The organism is Halomonas binhaiensis (genome assembly GCF_008329985.2).
Taxonomy (GTDB): domain Bacteria; phylum Pseudomonadota; class Gammaproteobacteria; order Pseudomonadales; family Halomonadaceae; genus Halomonas; species Halomonas binhaiensis.
Window position 1 is genome coordinate 3,196,077 of sequence record NZ_CP038437.2, and the last position, 17,721, is coordinate 3,213,797.

Genomic DNA, 17,721 nt, shown 5'->3' on the forward strand with positions numbered 1-17,721 from the left:
CGCTTTTTATCCTGGCCTGTTGGTCAGCGCCAGCTTGACGCCAAAGGCGACCAGCACCATCCCCGTCAGACCATTGAGCCAACGTGAAAATGCTGGCTTGGCCAACCAGGCACTGGCACTACCCACCATGGCCGCCACCATGATCTGCCAGATATTGGCAATCACGAAATGCACCCCGGCAAGCCACAGAGACTTGGCCAGGACCGGGTCGGCAGGCGTGATGAACTGCGGAAGAAAGGCCATGTAGAACACGATGGTCTTGGGGTTGAGGACATTTGACAGCAATCCCTCACGCAGGGGGCGCCATACACTTCCACGCTGCCTGGTTGTCGCATTCACCGCCTCTACCGCCAGCCCCTGACCGGACCTTGCCTGCCTCAGGCTCTGTATACCCAGCCAGATCAGATATCCAGCCCCCAGCAGCTTGAGCAGCGAAAAGGCCCAGGCCGACTGCAGCAGGATCAACGAGACTCCCAACGCCGAAACGGTGGCATGCACGAATAACCCGAAGCAGATTGCCAGGCTGGTCAGCACACCATCACGCAGACCACCACGAGCGGTATTGCGAATCACCAGCAGGGTATCGACGCCCGGGGTCACGCTAAGCAATGTACAGGCCACCACAAAGGGCAAGAACTGAGCATCAATAAACCCGGTCATCACAACGGCGCCCGCATACGCTCGGCATGTTTCTGGGAGACCTGATCGTTGAGCGTCCAGAAGTCATACAACACGCCGATCAGGAACAGCCCCCCAGTAAACAGGTAGATCAAGCCTGTGATCCACTTGCCCATATAGAACCGGTGTACACCAAACACACCAAGAAAAGTCAGTAGAATCCAGCACACACTGTAGTTGATCGGACCACTGCGGTAGCGCATGTCGGCCTGGCGATCCATGCTGGGGATCAGGAACAGGTCGATGATCCAGCCGATGAAGAAAAGCCCCAGGGTGAAGAACCAGATGGTACCGGTCACGGGCTTGCCGTAATAAAAGCGATGCGCACCGAGAAAGCCGAATATCCACAGTAAGTAACCCATCACTTTGGAATGGGTATCATTGGAATGAATGACGGTTGAATTCATGGCATTTCCTTTTCATTTCCATGTCCAGGCCCTCGCTATTGAGATGGTTGCTGGACGCCGGGCTCTCTTTCGATCTACAGTAACTTGGCGAGCCGAGGTAAAGCACCACTTGGGTATTTATATATGCCCAAGAGTTTTGCCACGGCGCGCAGCGTTGGACAGCAAGTGGAAATGTCGTCAGTGGTAGTTCGATTTGTCGATCGCTCGATTCTGTCGATACACGCAATACGCCCTTCTCTCTTGTCTTGCCCACGCAATACGGCTCTGACCACATTGCGGGATTCCCCATGATGGCTGAGCCGGCACTATCATCTAGCGAGTTAAGGAAATCGACAATGGCAACTGGCACTGTCAAGTGGTTTAACGACACCAAGGGCTACGGCTTCATCTCTCCGGACGACGGTGGTGACGACCTGTTCGCCCACTTCTCCGAGATTCAGGCTGAAGGCTTCAAGTCCCTGCAAGATGGCCAGAAGGTCACCTTCGACGTCACCCAGGGCAAGAAGGGCCTTCAGGCTTCCAACATCAAGCTGGCCGATTAAGCCGACAGGCTTTTGGCTGACCGTGCTGCCCGGGGTCTCCCGGGCAGCACTGGCGTCGCCTGACGCCCTCCAAGGCTCACCCCCGAGGGGGTGGGCCTTCTTCTGCTGGAACGGTCGTGCTGAGGAAAATCGCCGCCGTGGCGGTTATGGTGCGTCTGTTCCCGACTCGTTCGTCGAGGTTCCAGATGCCCCCTCACCGTCGACTTCAGGTATCTCCGACTCAGGTATCTCCCGCTCGGCTTCCTTGAACTGCTGGTCGATCTCTTTACTGGCTTCTTTGAAACGGCGCTCGGTTTCTTCGAGAATCGCGTCGACCTCAGGGCTGGTCTCGTCATCCAAAGAGATACCATCATCCTGGATTGGTTCCGGAACCTGAACCTCTTCATTTTCCTGGATAGCATCATCCTGCTGCACAGGCTCATTCAAAGGCTGATCGCTCGGCTCTTCTCTATCGGCCTGTTCAAACTGCTCATCGATCTTGCGACTGGCTTCTTCGAAACGGCGCTCGGTCTCTTCGATGATGGCATCCACCTCCCTCGAATCCTCGGGGTTCGCCTCAAGTGCTTCGCCAAGCTCACCCTCCTCGGCTGCCTCGGCAGTCTCATCATTGGGTGAGGGAGCGGACTCTGATGCGGATTCAGGTGTCGCTCCAGGCTCAGGTGTCGATGCAGATTCAGATGCCTCTCCAGGCTCAGGTGTCGATGCAGGTGGTGGTGCTTCTGACTCCTGGGCTTCATCTTGCTGTGCCGGGGCACTGTCCTGGATACCAGCATCTTCACTGACACCAGCTTCTTCATCACTGTCACATCCAGCCAGTATCAGTACCAGAGCTGCGACAATTGCAGTCTGGCGAAGGGTCAGTGCCATGCTTCAATCTCCATCATTTGAATCATTCATTACCTCAAATTGCACCAAAGTGGCAGGCATGGTGCAACTATCAACATTGCACTTCACAACTTTTCTTTTCAAAACGCCGCTTTTCAAAACACTGCTTTTCAAAACGTCGCTTTTCAGAACACTGATCTTCAAAACATTGGTCTTCAAAAGACTGTCTTTCAAAACACGGTTCTTCGAAATGCGGCGCTTCGCAACCTTTGACTCAGGAGCATTGCACTTCGAAGCATCACTTGCCAGCCTCGTCATCCTATTCCCCGGCTGGCGCAGCCAGGCGGCAACTGTCCGGCATGACCAGGCGCAATGCCAAGGGGGAAATACTCACTTCGAACGCATTTTGGAAGCAGGGTTCACCATCCAGGGTGAGAGGCAGATAGTGATCACCATCTGCCTCGAAGCGCAACCAACGAGTTCGAAAGGCATCCACGTACTGGCCGTGATATGGCCTGGCGCGCAACTCTTTCATCATCCCATGTAGTTGCCTCAGAGAAGCAAAGTCTCGCACCAGCATGACATCGAGCAGGCCATCATCGAGGCGTGCTGCTGGCGTCAGCTTCTGCCCGCCTCCAGCTTGCACACCATTGCCCAGTGCCAACAGAAAGATGCCGGCTCGACATTCATCCCCTTCCCAGGCGACATGCCCTTGATAGAGCTCGTAGCGCCAGGCCTTGAAGGCACCGACCACCGAATAGGCCCCACCTCCCATCAAACGCTTGAGGCGTTTGGGAGTTGAACTGGTCACGGCAGCGCCGAATCCTCCCGTGGCCATGTTGATGAAATAGCGATCATTCATCAATGGCACATCCACCCAACGGCTGGGTAGGCGACAGGCAGCATCCAGCGAGGCTGCCTGTCCTGGTGGCAGGCCTAATGAGCGAGCCAGGTCATTGGCACTGCCCAAGGGCATGATGGCAAGCTCCGGACGCTTGTCACGAGGCAGCTGCATCAGGCCATTGACCACTTCATTGACACTGCCATCACCTCCCCCGGCAATGACACGTTTCACTCCCTCGCAACCTGCCATATAGGCCTGACGCTGGGCATCGCCCTGCTCCCAGGTCACTCTGACCTCAATCTGCAAGCCGCCTCGCCGACAGGCAAACACAGCATTACGTACCTCGGGCTGCTGAGCCCGCTGGCCGTTCAGAATCAATCGATTGATACCTGGCGGCTGAGCCATCCTGACGTGTCCTTATCGTTCGTACCGTCATGATCCCACGATTCACTCAAGAACCATTGATAGATTGCAACATTCGGCATTCAGGAAACCCACCTCTGATTCCTGGGGTCTTTCCTTTACCGCAGCTTCTTTTCATTGTTGCTGCTTCTTCTCAACGTTGCTGTTTCTCTCAATGTCGAGCTTTCAGCTATATCACATCATCTGTGCAATATCGTCATGCAATGGCCATGCACACCATTCATTCTTCGAGCTTCCTCCTGGTGCAGGTACACTGCCTGTAGATCAGCCATAATGGCCGGCAACGGAACTCTGCAACCATATGATCGAACCCATCTTCATTCTGACAGCCTTTGTTTCAGGTGCTGCCGCCATGTTGCTGCGCCAGCCTCCCTTGGTCGGCTTTCTGGCAGGAGGCTTTCTGCTCAACGCCATGGGCTACGATGAAATTCCCGTCTTGACGATGGTCTCGCACCTCGGTGTCACTCTGATGCTGTTCACCATCGGCCTCAAGCTCAACATCCGCACTCTGCTACGACACGAGGTCTGGGGGGGCGCCAGCCTGCACATGCTGACCACTGTGGCCATTCTGACCTCAGTGCTGGCCCTGGGCCAGGCCATAGCCCTGCCGTTGCTCGCCAGCAGCGACAATCCATTGATCTCGGAAATGGACCTGCCAGCCTTGCTGGTGCTGGCGTTTGCCTTATCGTTTTCGAGCACTGTTTTCGTGGTCAAGGTACTCGAAAAACGCAGTGAGACCCAGACATCCTATGGTCGTTTGGCCATTGGCATCCTGATCATGCAGGACCTGTTCGCTGTGGTATTTCTCACAGCCTCCACTGGCCAGCTACCCAGCATCTGGGCCATTGGACTGCTGGCCCTGCTTCCTCTGGCTCCTTATATGCGTCGACTGCTGGAGCGCATGGGGCACGGGGAAATGCAGATGTTGTGCGGCATCATGATGGCGCTGGTATTAGGCTATGGCCTGTTTGAGCTGGCAGGCATCAAAGGCGACCTAGGCGCGTTGATCATCGGCCTGCTGCTGGCGCCTCATCCCGCCGCCCAGAACCTGGCTCGTTCCATGTTCAACATCAAGGAGCTACTGCTGGTCGGCTTCTTCTTCAGCATCGGCTTCACTGCACTACCGACCTGGTCATCGCTGGGGATAGCTGCCTTGCTGGTGTTGCTGTTGCCGCTCAAGAGCCTTGTCTATCAGATTATCCTGATGCGCTTCCATATGCGGCACCGCACCTCGATACTTGCCACCCTGAGCCTGAGCAACTATTCCGAGTTTGGTCTTATCGTCAGCGCCATTGCCGTATCCAGTGGCTGGATGGCCCCTGAGTGGCTGGTGGTCATGTCCCTGGCAGTGGCCATGAGCTTTATCCTCTCGGCACTGATCAACTCGGTCAACGAGCAGTTCTATCGCTGGATCGAACCGTATTTACCGGACACGGATAGCGCCACCCTGTCGGCCGACGACCGCCCTATCAGCATCGGTGATGCCGAAGCGATCGTCCTGGGCATGGGGCGCATTGGGCGTAGCGTTTACCGTCGCCTGAGCAAGGAACATGGTCTCAAGGTACTGGGCATTGACTCCAATCCCAAGAGTGTTCAGACACTCAGCAGCCAAGGATTCAATATCCTCGAAGGTGATGCGGTAGATTCCGACTTCTGGGACAAGATGCTGATGTCTTCTCAGATACGCCTGGTGGTTCTGGCGATGCCTCATCATGCCGGTAACCTGTCTGCCCTGAAACAGCTCAGGAGTCGCCATTTCCCAGGCAATATCACCGCCATCGTCGAGTACCCCGAGGAGGTCGACCCAATCCGTGAACTCGGCGCCAATGCGGTCTATCACGTGTATGACGAAGCAGGACGGGCCCTGGCAGACAGCGCTGCAGAGCAAGCCGGACTCGTCACACGCAGCGAGCAGTTGGGCTGAGCAACATTACGAGAGGCTTGCCACTCCGCCCCTGGATGTTGATACTCTGCCCTCTTGCGTTTCTCAGGAACTCTGCATCCGGTATGGAAAACCTGTTCTCCTGGCTTGGTGAAACCCTCGGCCACATGATCCGTTTTGTCGTTGATACTCTGGGCGCGATGTTCTCCGGGATCGACGACGCCGCAGCTGGCTTCGCCAATGGGCTGTCCAGCTCCCTGGGCATCTCCCCTTCGCTGTTCAGCATGGCATTTCTGGCCCTGGGCATTTTCTTTCTTTATCGCGCCGTTCGTGCCCTGATACGGGGCGCCGTCATTGCCGCCATTCTCTGGGCGCTGTTTGCACTGGTCGTGCTGGGCACCCTGCTTCCCTGATGGTCGCACGGGCCTCGATACCCCAAAGTCAGGTTTCAGATAGCTCTTATGAGATAGCTCCCCATGAGAGAGCTCCATGAAAACGCCGCCCTGGCTTTAACCAGGGCGGCGTTGGTTCATCGCAATTGTCCAGTGTGCGGATCAGGCCAGGGACTTCTCGATGATTTCATACAGGTTCGGCGACAGCTTCTCCTGACGAATGCGCTCGAGTTCTGCCTTCATCAGGTCCTGACGCGCCTCATCAAAACGCTGCCAGCGAGTCAATGGCGTGATGATCCGCGCGGCAATTTCCGGATTGAGCCGGTTGAGCTCAATCACGACATCGGCCAGAAGGCGATAACCTTCACCATCCAGGCGGTGGAAGTTGACCCGGTTCTGACCAGCAAAGGCACCGATCAGGGCACGCACCTTGTTGGGGTTCTTCAGTGAGAAGGCCGGATGCTGCATCAGGTAACGCACGCGATCGAGAGCGTCTGCCTGAGGGCGAGTCACCTGCAGAGTGAACCACTGGTCCATGACCAGGGGATCGTGAGCCCACTTGGTGCCAAAGGCCTTGAGCGCAGGATCGGCAATATCCCCCCGGGAGCTGTGCACCAGCAGGGTCAATGCATGACGCACATCCGTCATGTTGTGGTCGGCATCGAATTGCTGCTTGGCGGCGGTGATAGCCTGCGGATCCTCGATACTCATCAGGTAGGACAACGCCACATTCTTCAACGCACGGCGGCCAATCTGCGCCGGTGTCGGTGCGTATGCCCCAGCACTCTGATTTTCCTGATACAGCGTCAGGAATTCATCGCGCAACTCATGGGCCAGGGACTGCTTGACGAAATCACGCGCCGCATGAATCGCATCCACATCCACCAGTAGTTGCTGCTCAGCGATGTACGCTTCACTGGGCAGCATCAGCATTTCCGCCAAGACCGCCTGGTCGTCGGTATCCTGGGACAGCAGATCACGGAAGGCATCGACCACACGCGGATCCATGACCTTCTCCACACCATTGCGATGAGCCGCAATAAGGTCATCCAGCGCCAGCAATACCAGTCGCTGCCCTGCATCCCACTGGTTGAAGCCATCGCTGTCGTTGGCCAGCAGGAAAGCCAGTTCCTCTCGGGAATAAGGGAAGAACAACTTGACCGGAGCAGAGAAGCCGCGCAGCAGAGACGGCACCGGTGCTTCAGCCACATCCGTGAACAGGAACTCCTGCTCTTCCTCGCGCAGATGAATGACCGTATCGGTACCCAGATCCTGACCGTCGAGTGTCAGGTTGAGATCGCGACCACTCTTGGTGCCTACCAGCCCCATACGTACAGGAATATGCAACGGCAACTTGTCAGGCTGACCAGGAGTCGCAGGAGTACGCTGGCGCAATGTCAGGCGATAGGTGGCATTGGCGTAGTCATACTCACCATTGGCATCGATTTCGGGCGTACCAGCCTGGGAATACCAGCGCATGAACTGGGACAGATCAAGCCCGGAAACCTCGGCCATGCAGGTGACGAAGTCCTCGATGGTCACCGCCTGGCCATCGAAACGAGCGAAGTACAGGTCCGATCCCTTGCGGAAGGTCTCTGCCCCCAACAGGTTCGACAGCATGCGTACGACTTCCGCCCCTTTTTCATAGATGGTCAGGGTGTAGAAGTTGCCGATCTCGATGTAGCTGTCCGGCCGCACAGGGTGAGAAGTGGGCCCGGCATCCTCGGCAAACTGTGCGGTACGGAAGAAGGACACTTCCTCGATACGCTTGACCGGGGCTGAATTGACTTCCGCAGAGAAGCTCTGGTCGCGAAAGACCGTAAAGCCCTCCTTGAGCGACAGCTGAAACCAGTCGCGGCAAGTAACACGGTTGCCGGACCAGTTATGGAAATACTCATGAGCCACGATGCCTTCAACCCGCTGGAAAGTGGCATCTGTTGCCGTCTGAGGATGGGTCAATACCGCTGCCGAGTTGAAGATATTGAGGCCCTTGTTTTCCATGGCCCCCATGTTGAAGTCATTGACCGCAACAATCATGAACAGATCAAGATCGTACTCACGTCCATAGGCTTCCTCGTCCCAGCGCATAGAGCGCTTGAGAGATGCCATGGCATGCTCCGTCTTGTTGAGATTTTCCTCTTCGACCCAGATCTGCAGGGTGACGTCTCGCCCACTCATGGTCGTGAAGTGGTCTTCCACCTTCTTCAGGTCCCCTGCGACCAGGGCAAACAGATAGGAAGGCTTGGGATGTGGATCTTCCCAGGTGGCAAAATGACGACCATTCGGCAGTTCGCCACGCTCCACCGGGTTGCCATTGGACAACAGTACCGGCTCACTCCCACTGTCGCCTATCACGGTTGTCGCGAAGGTCGCCATCACATCGGGGCGATCCGGATAGAAGGTGATGCGACGGAAACCTTCTGCCTCACACTGGGTGCAATACATGCTGGCTGACTGGTACAGCCCTTCCAGTGCTGTATTGTCCTTTGGCGCGATCTCCACCTCGGTATCGAGGATGAAGGATTCTGGAACCTGGAAAACCGTGAGCTCCGTCTCGCTGACTGCATACTCGTCCGCTTCCAGGGCCTGGCCATCCATGGCAATGGCCTTGAGCTCCAGGGCCTCCCCATCGAGCACCAGGGGAGCTCCCGCATCAGCCTCTGGGTGACGCTGCAGGTGCAGGCGCGCCTTGACTCGCGTTGCCGACGGATCAAGATCAAAGGTCAGCTCGGTATGCTTGACCAGATAGGCCGGGGGCCGATAGTCGCTCAGGTGAATGGGCTGATGTTCGGACATCTGGGGATGCTCCATGCAAAAAGAAGTCGATGGCTTTGTAGATTAACGGAATTGTACGGTGGTAAAGGCGCCTGACTCAAAGACGACCCCGAGTCACCAACACTCAGGCCTGGCACCAGCCCCTGTATCACCATGAAACCGGATCACCATGAAATCGGATCATAATGAAACAGGAACAACATAGAAGCCGCCGCTTCAGGAAGACTGGGAAACCGGCTCCGGGCGCGTGAAGATCCAGATGGCCAGACCGACCAGCCCAATGATCAGGCCCGCCTTCAGCCAGAGAATGGAAACACTGAAAGCCAGAATGGTGATGGAAATACCCAGCATGACCATGGCCAGCCATTTGGCATGACGGGGAATGGCCCCAGACTCTTCCCAGGCAACAACCGTGGGGCCGAAGCGGGGGTGCGAGCGAATCCAGTTGGCAAATCGGGGAGAGCCCCTGGACGCGGCCCAGACAGCCACCAGCAGAAAACAGGTACTGGGCAACAACGGCAGGAAGGCACCCAGCACGCCCAGAGCGAAACTCAGCCAGGCCAGTATGATGTAAAAAAGGCGTCGGGTGGAGTTAAGCAAGATAAGGCTCCTGAGGCTGCCGGCAAAGGTGACGCATTCCATTGCTCTTCATTGAAGCCGAACGGCCAGCGCTTGGCCAATCGGCTTCCACTATCAAGGTGCTAGCATCCAGCTAAATATTCAAGCCCGGTATGTTCCTGCACCTCTGGCCGCGAGGGTCATCCCGGCACCAAGGCCATCCCCGCTGCCAATGTCATTTTAATCACGGAAGTTGTCGAACTGCAGCGCCAGGTCTGGTCCTTCCTCACTGCGCAGCAGGGCCATCACAGCTTGCAGGTCATCACGCTTCTTGCCTGTGACACGGACTTTCTCGCCTTGAATCTGGGCCTGGACCTTGAGCTTGGAATCCTTGATACGCTTGACGATATCCTTGGTTTCCTTCTGCTCCAGGCCCTGCTTGAGGTTGACGCTCTGTCGTGCCTTGACGCCGGACAATTCCGGGCTCTGCTCGTCCATGACTCGTGGGTCGATGCCACGTGCAATCAGCTTGCTACGCAGCACATCCAGCATTTGCTTGAGCTGGAAATCCACCTCGGCCGTCAACGCCACCTCTTGCCCGTTCAGCTCGAAGCTGGCGTCCACACCACGGAAATCAAAACGGCCCTGCACTTCGCGATTGGCCTGATCCACGGCATTCTGTGCTTCGTGGCGATCGAATTCAGAGACGATATCAAATGAGGGCATGTGAGCTCCCTGTGGGCAAAGGAAAGAGGCATTCTAACAAGATGGTGACGTTAGGCGAGCCATGCTTTCAACATCCAGACATGCTTTCAACATCCAGAAGAGGACCTCCGTTCTCACGCCGCCAGAGCCTTGCGCATTCGCCAGGCCGCACAGCCATCTTCGTAGTAGTCATCAAGCCAGCTATCCAGGCGAAATCCGAAGCGTCGATACATGCCCAGAGCGATACGGTTATCGGCCCGCACCTCCAGCGACAGCCATGTACAGCCAAGTGCCTGTCCATCGGCTGCAAGCGCTTCAAGTAGACGGCGCCCCAAGCCACCACCACGAGCCCGGGGCGCGATACCCAGGGAATAAACACGTGCCGTCTTGCTGCCACGCCGCATCAGCAAGGTGCCATAACCGATGATTCCTGATGCGTCTTCCGCCACCAGGGTATGAGCATTGGCACGATTGAGCAGGTGCCATAGCTGGCGTCGGGAAAAGCGGTCCCCGGAGAAAACCGTATCTTCCAGCTCGACCAAAGCGGCGAGATCAGCAGGTGTAGCAAGGCGAACCTGGGCGGACATGAAAGCGATCATCCACAATAACAAGACAACGAAGCATCAGAACAAGGAACAGCGACATATATGTGAGTGCTGAATTCTACCTTTGTCAGCACCTGCTCAGCATGAATTTATTTCAAACGGGAGGTGGCTTGTTTTCCACCAGGCTCAAGCGCATTCTTGCGCCACGCTGTCATCAGCCTCCTTCCTGCTTCACGGTGAGTTTCTTTCCCTATCTTCTGAGGATCACGCCGCCATGTGTGCTCTGAGAATCGTCGTCGATCGCAGCGACGACTGGCGTCCCTATTACCCGACCGATGACCTGATAGAGGCCGACACCTTTCTGGCTCAGATCGAGCACACGCCCAAACGCGTCATCAACCTGTGCACCAACCTGGATTATCTCGGTCGTGGTTACTACGTGTCATTGCTTGCCCAGGCACGAGGTTCTCGGGTATTGCCCAGCGTCGATACGCTGAACACCTTGCGCAGGAAGTCCACCACCGCCATGCAGCTTGAAGGCCTGGCCCCAGCCCTTGAGGAACTGAACGACCTGCTGCGCGATGAATGCATGGACAGCATCACCATCGAGGTCATGTTCGGCGAATGCCACGACTCACGCCTTTCCAGGTTCTCGCGTCGCCTGTTCGAACGTCTGCCCTGCCCTCTGCTGGAAGCACGGTTAGAACGCAGGATTACCGGCTGGCGCCTGCTTCGAGTTCGTCCTCTATCGCTCAAAAGCTTGAATGTGGACAGCCAGGAGCTGTTCTCGCGAGCCCTTAATCGTTATTCCCGCGACATCTGGCGTACACCACGTTCCAAGCGTCGCTATCGTTTCGACCTGGCCATGCTGGTCAATCCCGAAGAGCGTCTGCCGCCCAGCAACAAAGGTGCCCTGAAGGAATTCATCCGGGCAGGTCGGCGCTGCGGTATCGATGTGGCCTTGATCACGCATCGCGATGCCGGCCGACTGGCCGAATTCGATGGCCTTTTCCTGCGTGAGACCACCGCGCTGGATCACCATACCTGGCGCCTGGCCCGGCGCGCCGAGCACGAAGGCCTGAGCGTCATCGATGCACCGCAGGACATCCTGCGTTGCACCAACAAGGTATATCTTCACGAGCTGCTGCGCACAAAGGGAGTACCAACGCCCAAGGCTCAACTACTGCAACGCAGTTCAACCGTGCGCTTGAAGCATCAGGCCCAGACCATGGATTACCCGCTGGTACTCAAGGTTCCGGATGGCTCCTTCTCTCGTGGGATCGTCAAGGTCTCATCATCAGACGAGCTGGTACGCGAAGCCCAGCGACTGTTCGCCAGTTCAGACCTGCTTCTGCTGCAGGAGTGGTTGCCGACAGAATTCGACTGGCGAATTGGTGTACTGAACGGCACCCCACTCTTTGCCAGCCGCTATTTCATGGCACGAGGGCATTGGCAGATCTATGATCACTCCGGCAAGAGCGTGAAAAGCGGGGGTTTTACTACCCATGCCATTGAAGACGTACCGAAGGCGGTGATAAAGACCGCGCTCAAGGCCACCCGGCTGATTGGTAATGGGCTGTATGGTGTTGACCTGAAACAGATCGGCGATCGCGTGGTGGTCATCGAGATCAACGACAACCCGAATATCGATGCCGGCATCGAAGATGCGGTACTGGGCAGGAAACTCTACGAAAACATCATGGCAGTGTTTCTCCAGCGCATGGAAAACCGTGGCCGAGGGCGCACGGGCTGACGCAGCCGGGGCATTCCGTTACCCTGCCAATGCCCCTGAGCGCTCATTCCACCACACTCGGATATCCATGAGGCCCCTGATGACGGACCGTGACACTCGCCACAAGAATGCCATGCAGAAGCTCAAACAGCATGTCGACGACAAAGTCGCAGCGGCCACCGAGGAACGAGGCCTGCTGATGGTCTTCACCGGCAATGGCAAGGGCAAGACCACCGCTGCCTGGGGCACCGTGACTCGCGCCCTGGGCTATGGCTATCGTGTCGGCGTGGTGCAGTTCATCAAGGGCTTGTGGGAGTGTGGCGAACGCGAACGACTTGTCGAAGACCTCAATCTCGATGTGGCTATCATGGCGACCGGCTTTACCTGGGATACCCAGAACCGGGAAAGCGACACAGCCGCCTGCCTGGAAGTCTGGCGCGAGGCAGAACGCATGCTGGCGGACCCGGAGGTCTACCTGGTGGTACTCGATGAACTTACCTACATGCTCAAGTTTGGTTATCTGGATATCGCCACGGTCACCGCCGCACTGGAAAACCGGCCCAGCGACCAGACAGTGATCATCACCGGACGCAACGCCCATCGCGACCTGCTGGCCATGGCCGACACCATCACCGAAATGCAGGAAGTCCGTCATGCCTTTAATAACGGTTTGAAAGCCCGACGCGGTATCGACTTTTGATCGGAGTCACCTCAGAACATCAGCCTGACGCCTGCCACCACCCCAGTATCCTCAGTCGGCTCGCCATGAGCCCGGCTGTGGTCGGCGGCATCACCGTACTGCTTTTCCCAATAGCCACCCACATAGGGCACGAAGCGACGGCTGACTTCATAGCCAAGCCGCATACCGACGCGCATTGAGTTCATCCCTTCAAAGATCTCGAACTCCTTGGTTTCACTACCAGCCAGCAGGATTTCGGTGCGCGGCTGAAGCGTCAGGCGCTGGGTCAGGCGCAGGTCGTATTCGCCTTCCAGCGTGGCCCAGGCATCGCCGTCTTCGCTGACTCTCAAGGCCACGTCTGTCTCGATACCATAGGGCATGGTGCCCATCAGCCCGAATACCCCGTAGGTACGCTTGGCATAGTCATTGGAGAACACCCCGCCCTGATGTCCCAGGCCCACCTGCGCTTCCCAGAAGTCTGCAACCAGCCGACTGTAAAGCAGCTCCAGGGACTCGAACTCAGCATCCTGGTCGTCACCCTGGACATTGCTGCCTTCCGACTTCAGATACAGCCGGTTGATGTCACCGCCATACCAACCTTCGAACTCCCACACCAACGCCTCCGGGCCCTTGTCGGGTATGGCGTATTCCAGGCGATCGAAGCGCGCCGAGCCCATGGCATGTTCTTCCATCGGCGAGGGCCAGTCTTGCGCTACGTCGTAACCATCCTCGGCATGTACAGCGGACATAGGCATCCACAGCAGAACGCCCGAAACGATGACTCTCTTGGTAATCTTCATGGCGTCCTCCTCAGGCAACTTTAACCACACGGAACATGCCCGCATGCATGTGATAAATCAGGTGGCAATGAAAAGCCCAGCTACCCTCGGCATCCGCGGTGATCAATGCAGAGACCCGCTCCCCCGGCTTGATGTTCAGCGTATGCTTGCGCGGAATCAGCTCGCCCTGCCCGTTCTCCAGCTCCATCCACATGCCATGCAGGTGGATGGGGTGCTCCATCATCGTCTCGTTGACCAGAATCAGGCGCAGGCGCTCATCTTTGGTGAAGTGAATCGGGCCGCTGACCTCGCTGAATTTCTTGCCATCGAAGGACCACATGTAGCGCGCCATGTTGCCAGTCAGACGCAGCTCCATCTCACGGCCTGGTGGACGTCGATCCGGCCATGGAGCAAAAGACTTGAGATCGGAATAGAGCAGTACACGACGTTCCTGCGGATCAAGGCCTATGCCCGCCTGGTCATACTGAGAGCCCGGCTGAGCCATACCGGGTGCTAGCCCCTCGCCCGCTGCCGTTGTCTGATCGGCACCGGCATATCCCGCGCCCTGCATGCTGGAGTGATCCATTTCCGCCATATTGGAATGGCCCATTTCCGCCATATTGGAGTGATCCATCCCTGCCATGTTGGAATGGTCCATCTCCGCCATATTGGAATGATCCATCCCCGCCATGCTGGAATGGTCCATCCCCGACATGTCATGAGCCCCCATGGCTTCCATTCCCCGGTCGGCAATCCTGCGTCGCTCGGGAATCTCTGCGGCCATACCTTCACGAGGAGCCAGGGTGGCTCTGGCATAACCACTACGATCCATGGTTTCGGCGAAGATGGTGTAAGCCTGCTCTGCTTCGGGGGTCACAATGACATCGAAGGTTTCTGCCACGGCAATACGAAACTCGTCGACCGGCACCGGCTGAACCGGCTGCCCATCAGCCGCTACCACCGTCATCTTCAGCCCAGGAATACGCACATCGAAATAGGTCATGGCCGAGCCATTGATCACCCGCAAGCGCACCCGCTCGCCCGGGTTGAACAGCGCGGTCCAGTTCTCTTCCACTGAGTGGCCGTTGAGCAGGTAGGTATAGGTACTACCGGTCACGTCAGCGATGTCCCGCGAGCTCATGCGCATCTTCGCCCACATGCCACGCATCTCTGCCGTTTCGGCGAAGCCCTTGTCACGCACGTCAGCAAAGAAATCCGCCACGGTGCGCTCCTGAAGGTTGTAGTACCCCTCGGCGCTCTTCAGATTGCGGAAGACCGTCATCGGATCTTCGTAGGTCCAGTCGCTCAACAACAGCACATGTTCGCGGTCGTAGCGAATAGGCTCAGGCGTTTCGGGGTCGATGATCAGTGGGCCAAGATGGCCGACCTGTTCCTGGAGCCCTGAATGGCTGTGATACCAGTAAGTCCCGTTCTGGCGCACCGGAAAACGATAGGTGAAGGTCTCCCTTGGCGCGATGCCAGCAAAACTCACCCCGGGTACGCCATCCATGTTGGCCGGCAGGATCAGGCCATGCCAGTGGATCGACGAGGGCTCATCCAGCAGGTTGGTCACCTTGAGTACCGCATCCTGGCCTTCCTGCAGGCGGATCAAAGGCCCAGGACTCGTGCCATTGAGAGTAACCGGGTGAGCGATTTTCCCGGCAACGGGCAATGCTTCACGGCGGATGGCCAGGGAAATCTCAGGTCCGCTCTCGATACCTTTCGAATAAGCTGTGGTCTGGCCCCAAGGGTTTGCCCAAGCGGGTTGAAGCCCCAGGGCCGCAGCCGATCCCACACCCAAAGCAGCGCCGCCTTTGAGCAGTTGGCGGCGAGAGATGACCATCGAATTTTCCATGCGCGACTCCCGTCAATATTTTACTTTCCTCATATTGACGGAGGTTCCTGAATTCACCCTGAATCCTCTCTCCTTCCTTCAAGTCACTTACTGGTCGACTACCTGGTCACTGCCACTCAGTCATTCAAGGCAGGCAGTACGATGACCACTCGCAAGCCGCCATGAGGGCTGGACATGAAATCGAGCTTGCCGGAATAGCGCGCAATCAACTGGTCAAGAATCGACAACCCCAACCCATAACCAGGTTGACGTTCATCGAAGCGGACACCTCGCCTTGCCAGATTGGGAAGAGCGTCAGGCGGCACGCCGGAACCATCATCCTCTACCGTGATCACCACCTTGTCCCCCACTTCGATCGAGCACCAGACCTGGCTGGCTGACCATTTCCCGGCATTGTCGAGCAGCACACCCAGCATTTCTGAAAAGTCCTGCGACTCCACCGGCAATACCCTCTCTGCCTCACCCTCTTTCGTCAGCAATGCCAGCTCGTAGCGCTTGGAGGGATACAGACCACGGAACATTTCGATCAGACGCTGACTGTCGCGCTGCAGGCTGGCCATGCGTCCGGCATGAGGACCGGCAATCCTCGACCGCCGCAACTCCGCCTCGAGCAGCGCCTGCATATCTTCCATACGCTGAAGCAGACGTTCTCGGCGTTCGTCATCGATAGGCCGCGATCCACGTAACACCTGGGTTACCGCGGCCAATGGCGTCTTGAGTGCATGGGAAAGGTTGGCCAGGGACTCGCGTGAACGTGTCAGCCGATTTTCGATTTCATCGATAAAACGATTGAGCTGCGTCACCAGCCCATCAAGTTCAGATGCATCTTGCAGAGAAAGGCGTTGGCGGCGGCCCGCCTGCAACGCTTGCAACTGGCGCTGTAGATGCGCCAGCGGCATCAGACCACGATTCACTGCCAGCAGGTTGAGCGTGGCCAACATCAACAACAAGGCACCGGCAATGGCACCGACCCACCAATGCAAGGTAGTGAGTCCCGCCTCCACCTGCGAAAAGTCTTCGCCGACCAGCAACACCCCAGGTTCGCCTTCAAGGGAGAAAGGTTGCCGATAGACCAATAAACGTTGCTGCCCAATGGTGAGCTCAGTCAGGCCACTGTCTTCATCACTGAGCAATGGCTCCAGATCCTGCGACCACTCAGGATTGGATGTTCTGATATTTTCGCCCACCTTCAACACATAGAGATGATGAAAGACTTGATAACCGCGGCTTGCCGAATCCAGCATCAACGACGTCGAACTGCGATCATCGCGGAGCTGCTCGACGGCATGAAGCGCTTCACGGTGCAAACGCTCACCAAGGAAATCCTGGGCTAGCCGATTGAGCAGAATGCCATGCAGTACCCAGGTTGCCACCACCACCACAATAGCGATGCTCGATAACCAGGCAAGCAGACGAAAACGCAGGCTGCGTCGGTCAACGCGAAACGAAAACATAACCCTGCCCTCGGCGAGTCTGGATCAGACCCTTGCCCAATAGACGACGCAAACGGGCCACATAGACCTCCACCAGATTGGGTGCCGCAGCATCCTGGTCAAGGGAGTAAAGCTGATTGAGCAAGTGATCCTTGGACAGCACCCGGTCAGGGTGATGCATGAGATAGCGCAGCAGACGGAACTCCGTTCCGGTCAGCATATGCCAATTGCCATCCTGAAGCCTGACGCATTGGTTCGCTTCATCCAGCGAAATTCCGTTGAGGGATACCTCTTGCTGTACATGTCCGGTGCGTCGTCGCAGCAGCGCCTTGATACGTGCCAGCAACTCGGCTTCATGGAAGGGTTTGGTCAGATAGTCATCGGCCCCGCCTTCAAGACCTACCACCTTGTCTTCCCAGGTATCGCGGGCAGTGAGGATCAGAATGGGCAGGTCACGGCCCTGCTGGCGCCACTGGTTCATGAGGTCCAGTCCAGAGCCGTCCGGCAAGCCAAGATCCAGCACCGCCAGTGCATAGCTTTCCGTTCCCATAAGCGACCTGGCCACACTCAATGAGGTGGCCAGGTCAACGCGATAGCCGCTGTCTTGCAGACACTCCATCAGACTCTCGGCAAGGAGGTCATCATCTTCAAGCAGCAACAGTTTCAT

Annotated in this window: 18 protein-coding genes; 5 read left to right on the top strand and 13 right to left on the bottom strand. The window is 57.0% G+C overall.

What is annotated here, in order from left to right:
- Positions 1 to 6: 6 nt before the first annotated feature.
- Positions 7 to 660: a LysE family translocator gene (locus tag E4T21_RS13980; RefSeq protein ID WP_149285649.1), complete on the bottom strand. Its 654-nt coding sequence runs from the start codon at positions 658 to 660 to the stop codon at positions 7 to 9.
- Positions 660 to 1,085 carry an NINE protein gene (locus E4T21_RS13985; protein WP_149285650.1) on the bottom strand — a complete coding sequence of 142 codons (426 nt, stop codon included), beginning with the start codon at positions 1,083 to 1,085 and terminating at the stop codon, positions 660 to 662. Before E4T21_RS13985 ends, E4T21_RS13980 begins: the two co-directional genes overlap by 1 nt.
- Positions 1,086 to 1,420: 335 nt before the next feature.
- Here E4T21_RS13985 and E4T21_RS13990 point away from each other — a divergent pair, with 335 nt between their 5' ends.
- Positions 1,421 to 1,627 (top strand): cold-shock protein, encoded by a 207-nt coding sequence (locus E4T21_RS13990; RefSeq protein ID WP_149285651.1) that lies wholly within the window; start codon positions 1,421 to 1,423, stop codon positions 1,625 to 1,627.
- Positions 1,628 to 1,771: 144 nt separating this feature from the next.
- Here E4T21_RS13990 and E4T21_RS13995 read toward each other — a convergent pair whose 3' ends face one another.
- The 3 genes from E4T21_RS13995 to yegS are packed head-to-tail and all read right to left on the bottom strand — an operon-like array spanning position 1,772 to position 3,701.
- Positions 1,772 to 2,494 (bottom strand): hypothetical protein, encoded by a 723-nt coding sequence (locus tag E4T21_RS13995; RefSeq protein WP_149285652.1) that lies wholly within the window; start codon positions 2,492 to 2,494, stop codon positions 1,772 to 1,774.
- A 3-nt stretch (positions 2,495 to 2,497) separates the two neighbouring features.
- The gene (locus tag E4T21_RS21730; protein ID WP_240349150.1) at positions 2,498 to 2,770 is read right to left on the bottom strand and encodes a hypothetical protein; all 273 of its coding nucleotides are present in this window, start codon (positions 2,768 to 2,770) and stop codon (positions 2,498 to 2,500) included.
- A gap of 1 nt (position 2,771) precedes the next feature.
- Positions 2,772 to 3,701 carry a lipid kinase YegS gene (gene yegS, locus E4T21_RS14005; protein ID WP_149285653.1) on the bottom strand — a complete coding sequence of 310 codons (930 nt, stop codon included), beginning with the start codon at positions 3,699 to 3,701 and terminating at the stop codon, positions 2,772 to 2,774.
- Between the two features lie 319 nt (positions 3,702 to 4,020).
- Here yegS and E4T21_RS14010 point away from each other — a divergent pair, with 319 nt between their 5' ends.
- Positions 4,021 to 5,643: a cation:proton antiporter family protein gene (locus tag E4T21_RS14010; protein ID WP_149285654.1), complete on the top strand. Its 1,623-nt coding sequence runs from the start codon at positions 4,021 to 4,023 to the stop codon at positions 5,641 to 5,643.
- Positions 5,644 to 5,726: 83 nt separating this feature from the next.
- Positions 5,727 to 6,014 carry a hypothetical protein gene (locus tag E4T21_RS14015; RefSeq protein ID WP_149285655.1) on the top strand — a complete coding sequence of 96 codons (288 nt, stop codon included), beginning with the start codon at positions 5,727 to 5,729 and terminating at the stop codon, positions 6,012 to 6,014.
- A gap of 141 nt (positions 6,015 to 6,155) precedes the next feature.
- On the opposite strand, the gene pepN is transcribed toward E4T21_RS14015, so the two are convergent.
- The 4 genes from pepN to E4T21_RS14035 all read right to left on the bottom strand — a co-directional run bounded on the left by pepN (position 6,156) and on the right by E4T21_RS14035 (position 10,618).
- Complete coding sequence (gene pepN, locus E4T21_RS14020) at positions 6,156 to 8,789, bottom strand: aminopeptidase N (RefSeq protein WP_149285656.1); 2,634 nt, start codon at positions 8,787 to 8,789, stop codon at positions 6,156 to 6,158.
- Positions 8,790 to 8,984: 195 nt separating this feature from the next.
- Positions 8,985 to 9,368, bottom strand: coding sequence for a YbaN family protein (locus tag E4T21_RS14025; protein WP_240349151.1), 384 nt, complete (start codon positions 9,366 to 9,368; stop codon positions 8,985 to 8,987).
- A gap of 198 nt (positions 9,369 to 9,566) precedes the next feature.
- Positions 9,567 to 10,052, bottom strand: coding sequence for a YajQ family cyclic di-GMP-binding protein (locus tag E4T21_RS14030; protein ID WP_149285658.1), 486 nt, complete (start codon positions 10,050 to 10,052; stop codon positions 9,567 to 9,569).
- A gap of 113 nt (positions 10,053 to 10,165) precedes the next feature.
- Positions 10,166 to 10,618, bottom strand: coding sequence for a GNAT family N-acetyltransferase (locus tag E4T21_RS14035; protein ID WP_149285659.1), 453 nt, complete (start codon positions 10,616 to 10,618; stop codon positions 10,166 to 10,168).
- Between the two features lie 232 nt (positions 10,619 to 10,850).
- Here E4T21_RS14035 and E4T21_RS14040 point away from each other — a divergent pair, with 232 nt between their 5' ends.
- Positions 10,851 to 12,329 (top strand): RimK family protein, encoded by a 1,479-nt coding sequence (locus E4T21_RS14040; RefSeq protein WP_149285660.1) that lies wholly within the window; start codon positions 10,851 to 10,853, stop codon positions 12,327 to 12,329.
- A 79-nt stretch (positions 12,330 to 12,408) separates the two neighbouring features.
- Positions 12,409 to 13,008, top strand: coding sequence for a cob(I)yrinic acid a,c-diamide adenosyltransferase (gene cobO / locus E4T21_RS14045; protein WP_149285661.1), 600 nt, complete (start codon positions 12,409 to 12,411; stop codon positions 13,006 to 13,008).
- A gap of 11 nt (positions 13,009 to 13,019) precedes the next feature.
- Here the strand turns inward: cobO and E4T21_RS14050 are convergent, their stop codons facing one another.
- From E4T21_RS14050 to E4T21_RS14065, 4 genes are all read right to left on the bottom strand, one after another.
- Complete coding sequence (locus E4T21_RS14050; protein ID WP_149285662.1) at positions 13,020 to 13,787, bottom strand: copper resistance protein B; 768 nt, start codon at positions 13,785 to 13,787, stop codon at positions 13,020 to 13,022.
- A gap of 10 nt (positions 13,788 to 13,797) precedes the next feature.
- Positions 13,798 to 15,621: a copper resistance system multicopper oxidase gene (locus E4T21_RS14055; protein ID WP_275898201.1), complete on the bottom strand. Its 1,824-nt coding sequence runs from the start codon at positions 15,619 to 15,621 to the stop codon at positions 13,798 to 13,800.
- A gap of 116 nt (positions 15,622 to 15,737) precedes the next feature.
- Positions 15,738 to 17,075 carry a sensor histidine kinase gene (locus E4T21_RS14060; RefSeq protein ID WP_149285663.1) on the bottom strand — a complete coding sequence of 446 codons (1,338 nt, stop codon included), beginning with the start codon at positions 17,073 to 17,075 and terminating at the stop codon, positions 15,738 to 15,740.
- Positions 17,056 to 17,721, bottom strand: a complete 666-nt coding sequence (locus tag E4T21_RS14065) for a response regulator transcription factor (protein WP_149285664.1) — start codon at positions 17,719 to 17,721, stop codon at positions 17,056 to 17,058. The genes E4T21_RS14060 and E4T21_RS14065 overlap by 20 nt, the downstream gene beginning before the upstream one ends.